This window comes from Flavihumibacter sp. CACIAM 22H1 (assembly GCF_001601815.1).
Classification (GTDB): domain Bacteria; phylum Bacteroidota; class Bacteroidia; order Chitinophagales; family Chitinophagaceae; genus Flavihumibacter.
Map to the genome: position 1 here is coordinate 31,175 of NZ_LUKG01000021.1, position 4,499 is coordinate 35,673.

Here is a 4,499-nt window from a genome sequence, read left to right on the forward strand (position 1 = left end):
GCCGAAGGTATTCTTATCGGCCGAACCACCATTACTAATTCACTTGCCCCGGGCACCCTCGATGCAAGCCCGGTTCCCAGCGATAGTTTATGCTATCAGCAAAAACGATTACTGGCAAAACCAATTAATTCAACCGATACAATTATTATAGTGGATGATCCGAAATACCTAGAAGAAATTGCCAGTTGGGAAGGGCATTGTGCCAATTTAAACATGATTAAAATCGGAAAGGAATTAATTCATTACCTGGGTGTTTCGGATCAGCCCCCGTACCGATTGTTGAATGTGAAGCGTGGGTACTGGAAAACAACACCGGCTTCACATGCAACAGGTGATACCGTGTATAAGTTGCAGGTTACCGTTAATTATGGGTATGATGGCCTTATTCCGAACATGCAACTCCAGGATAAAATAGGGGAATATTATGCCGATGTGTGTAAGATAAATGGGTTGGCTTATTATGATTTTGACGGACAGGAATTCCTGTTCAATAACGGGCACGGTTATTATTCAACCAAGCGCTTTTTTCGGAAAATGTTTGAACGTGGCAAAAAAATAGGTGTTCCCTACATCCGCTTTACGGGTGCTACTTTATCAGAGGGCTCCTGGCATTACCAAAGCATCTGGAACGTGGGCGGAGGTAAAAATTTGTATGATTTTACGACCCGTGAATGGGGCAGTACTACCAGCCAGGGAAAAGATTTACGGGATGTCAGTTATGCAAATTTTTTCCCGGTTGGCATGGGCGGAAATTTTGCTATAGGTGCTAAGTCGGTAGTAGAAGACTATGAACATATTCAGGCAATATCGGTAGGAACCGGTACCACTTATAGTTTAATTCTGAATCAAAAAGACGTAGAAAGCTGTCCGCAGAAAGAAGCCATTTTTGCCACCATCCGTACCTGGGAACAAGCAAGAGCGGCCGATGTATTTCCCCGTTGGTTAAAAGCACAATTGGCCGACCCTGCCAATAGCTGGCGTTTAGAGCAGGGTAAAGAAGAAACAAGCTGGGTTTTATACAGGCTGGTTAATGGCGTTAAAACAGCTCCTGTTTATTTACAAAAATCAAAAAAGCCCTGATCCGGGCAACGTTATGTACAGTCGAAAATTATTGCTGCTGCTGTTATCCCTAGTGCTGACAGCTGGCAGTTTTGCGCAATCTTTTCCAGCCATTGACAAACACCTGAAATCCCTGAACGGCCAGCTACAGCTCCGGATTAAAAAATACAAGGGAACGGAATTACTGGAGGAGCAGGTAATTACGCAACAAAATCCGAGCATTCCCAAGGGGTGGAAACTGTATGTAGAGGCTGTGCCGGTGAAACACCTGCCGGGGGCACTTGATATAAAAGTCCGCTTTTTGCTGGAGGAAGGCTTTTCTCCGTCAACTGCCGTGGAACTTTCCTTTGATTTTGCCGGCTGGCATCCGCAAAATTATGTGATGGTGCCCGCTATTGTATACAATGGAAACAGGTATCGATCCATCGGCAACGGCTACAATCCTGCTTATCCTGCAGATATGTATTATAATCCTGCGGTTCCCCTAACAATTTCCAATAATCCAAGGCTATCAGTGGAAGAAGGAAAGGCATCCGTGGTTGAGTTGGAAACCGGCAATAAAGCTACACCTGCTTTCTGTTTTTATTCCCCTTCGCTTCAGAAAAACTGGATACTGCTGACAGATCAGCGATCTGTTTTCGGTAATCATGGCCTTACTATTTCTGAAAATGCGGCAAAGGATCAGTGCCGGTTTTCTATAACAGCACCGGCTATGCGTAAAATGGCTGCCGGTTTTGGTGATTTTCAGGCTAGTGGCGATAGAGCGCCGGATTGGAAGGCAGGCGACGAATTAAGTCTGGTGTGCCGGGTAATGGTAGAACCTTCTTCGGGAATACCCGGCTTATTAACCTCTTTCATGCAATACCGTAAAAGCTTCACCGGTCTCAATCAGCCTAGGAACTGGTTGCCTATGAGTTATTTCAGCGGCTTGTTTACAACAATCACCAGTAATAATTTCAGGGCTTTTCCCGTAGGCAGTTACTATTTACCGGAAAATAGCAACGATTTTCAGTTGGGTTGGGTAAGCGGTATGATCAATACCTATCCTATGTTGGCGTTGAACGATGAAAAGGAAAGAAACAGGGTACAACAGGAATTGGATTTTGTAGTAGAAAAAATGCAGGGAACAAGCGGCTATTTTTACGGCGGTATAACCGCAAAAGGAGAACTCCGGCCCGAAAAAATGAATGCGGCCTTTCCAGAACCGCAGGCCATGGTGCGTAAAAATGCAGATGCGCTTTTATGGTTGTTGAAACATTTCCAGTTATTCAGGGCACAGGGGCATGCGGCGCTTATAAAACCTGCGTGGGAAACGGCCGCTCAAAAACTTGCGGAAGCTTTTTCACGCACCTGGAAGCAAGCCGGTGAGTTTGGACAGTATATTACTCCGGAAACAGGTAAGATAGCCGTCTATAATTCTACGGCCGGGGCAGTGGTGCCCGGTGCTATGGCGATGGCAGCCAGCTATTTTAAGCGGTCAGATTGGTTGCAGGTTGCCCGCGAAGCTGCGCAGTTATATTTTGAACGGGATGTGGTTAAACAGGGGCTCACCGGCGGCGACTGTGGAGATATTTCAATGGATGCCAATTCTGAATCCGCGTTTGGGTTATTGGAGTCGCTGATGGCGCTTTATTACTATACAAAAGACAAAACCTGGCTTCGCAAAGCAGAAGTTCAGGCAGCACTTTGCGCAAGCTGGACGATCTCTTACGATCCTGTTTTTCCAGCTAATAGCCAAATCGGAAAGCTAGGCAGTAAAATGGCCGGCGCAGTATGGGCAAGTATTCAAAATAAGCATGCTGCCCCGGGTATCTGCACCGCTTCCGGCGATTACCTGTTTAAACTATTCAGGGCTACCGGAAAGCAATGTTATGCCGACCTGATCCGCGATATTCAACATGCCCAGGCAGAAGCTGTAAATATACCCCCTCATCACCTTACCACAAATAATCTACCGGGTAGTAGTATGGAACGGATCCAGCCAAGCGATGCAGAAGGCCGGGGAAGCACAGGTAATTATATCAATACCCGTAATTCATGGACAGAAACCAATGGTGCGCTGATGGCGCTTGAATTACCGGGCATATATGTGCAGCGCGATAAAAAACGGCTACAGGTATTTGATCATGTGGAAGCAAAGCTTGTAGATAATAAAGAAGGATTGAAACTGGTCATTAAAAACCCAACAGCGTTTGATGCCAGGGTAGCAGTATTTATAGAAACGAGTAAAGAGGCGGCTCTTCCCTTATCGTATACCGCTTTTCTACACTGGCCCAAAATAGATGTGCCGGCAGGAGGGGAGCTGGTATATCGGATAGGAAAGAGCCAACCTTAATAGCTGTAGAGGGTTGCTTTATTGACGCATTTGAGAAAGAATAGTGCGTACAGCTTTTATTTGTTCCATTTGGTTGGCATCCATTTTGCCCCGTTCATCTGCGAAAATATCGAAACAGATAACACCTTCTTTTTCCAGTACTTTTTCTGCCCATTTGGTGAGGGCATCAGTAGAGAAACGGGTTCCTTTTGCTGCCCACCAGTTACCCAGGTAGGTAAAGAAAAACCATTGAATACCTGGTTGTACCCAGCGTAATTGCGGCGTTTCATCGAGGTATTGCTTTTCACCAGCACTATAATCATCGTACGGAGAATTCGACTGGATAGCAGCCACGCCATAGTTATAACTAACCAATGCTGCGGGGTTGCCGGCTTTGGCTGCCAGGGTATGCGTACTTATATTATGCGCCAGGCTCATGTCTGATCGGGTTTCAATGATACCGCCCCTGTACATACCATCAAACCACCAACCCATAAGGTCTTTTCCATAACGCAGGCTCCATTCCCTTATTACCGCTTCCCAGGCGGCCTGTGTAAATTGAGAAGTAGGTGAGTCTTTTCCGTAGGTGTAAGCAAACCGATCAGCAATTAGCTTATTAGATATGGGCGGATTGCCCGGCAGGTAAAACAGCAGCTTTATGCCCCTTTTTTTGAGGGAAACCAGCAGGTCGGCAGGCAGGTCGCGGTGGCTGCAGAACGTTCCTGGTTTTGCACCGGTTATCCTGTCATAGGCGGCATTGGGTGCGCAGTAATAACCCGAATTTTGGCCCAGTGCAAACATTACATAAGATGCACCTGCCTTTTTGCAGTCCTCTGCAAATAGTTCCGTATCAAATTTATCAACGGCCGCATTCCATGCCTCAGATCCCCCTTCTTTTGCATATATATCTTTCAGGTAGTGCAACATAACGCCAACCCCTGCATTTTTGAACCAGTCGGTATGCGGGTTGCCCTTATCTACAACCGGGTCTTTCGAAATTGCTTCCTTAATAGCAGTTTTTCCCTTTTTTAGTTCGGTTACCACTACTTTTAGCTGTTTACCACTGTACTTGTTCAGCAAAACAATTTGCTGGGTAAATATGCCGGGCAATGCTTCCCAGTTTTTA

At 46.1% G+C, this 4,499-nt stretch carries 2 protein-coding genes and 1 pseudogene; 2 read left to right on the top strand and 1 reads right to left on the bottom strand.

The features are described 5' to 3' along the window. Positions 1–1,080: pseudogene (locus A1D16_RS08080) on the top strand (hypothetical protein); the annotation flags it as partial. Continuing rightward, positions 1,031–3,394 carry a hypothetical protein gene (locus tag A1D16_RS08085; protein ID WP_290708854.1) on the top strand — a complete coding sequence of 788 codons (2,364 nt, stop codon included), beginning with the start codon at positions 1,031–1,033 and terminating at the stop codon, positions 3,392–3,394. The pseudogene A1D16_RS08080 and the gene A1D16_RS08085, both read left to right, overlap by 50 nt. An 18-nt stretch (positions 3,395–3,412) precedes the next feature. Here A1D16_RS08085 and A1D16_RS08090 read toward each other — a convergent pair. After that, the coding region (locus A1D16_RS08090; RefSeq protein ID WP_290708855.1) for an alpha-L-fucosidase at positions 3,413–4,499 on the bottom strand (1,087 nt) is incomplete at its 5' end.

Bases quoted from the DNA above. Each gene is read 5' to 3' on its own strand.
- A1D16_RS08085 (WP_290708854.1), top strand. From the start codon at position 1,031: ATGGCGTTAAAACAGCTCCTGTTTATTTACAAAAATCAAAAAAGCCCT.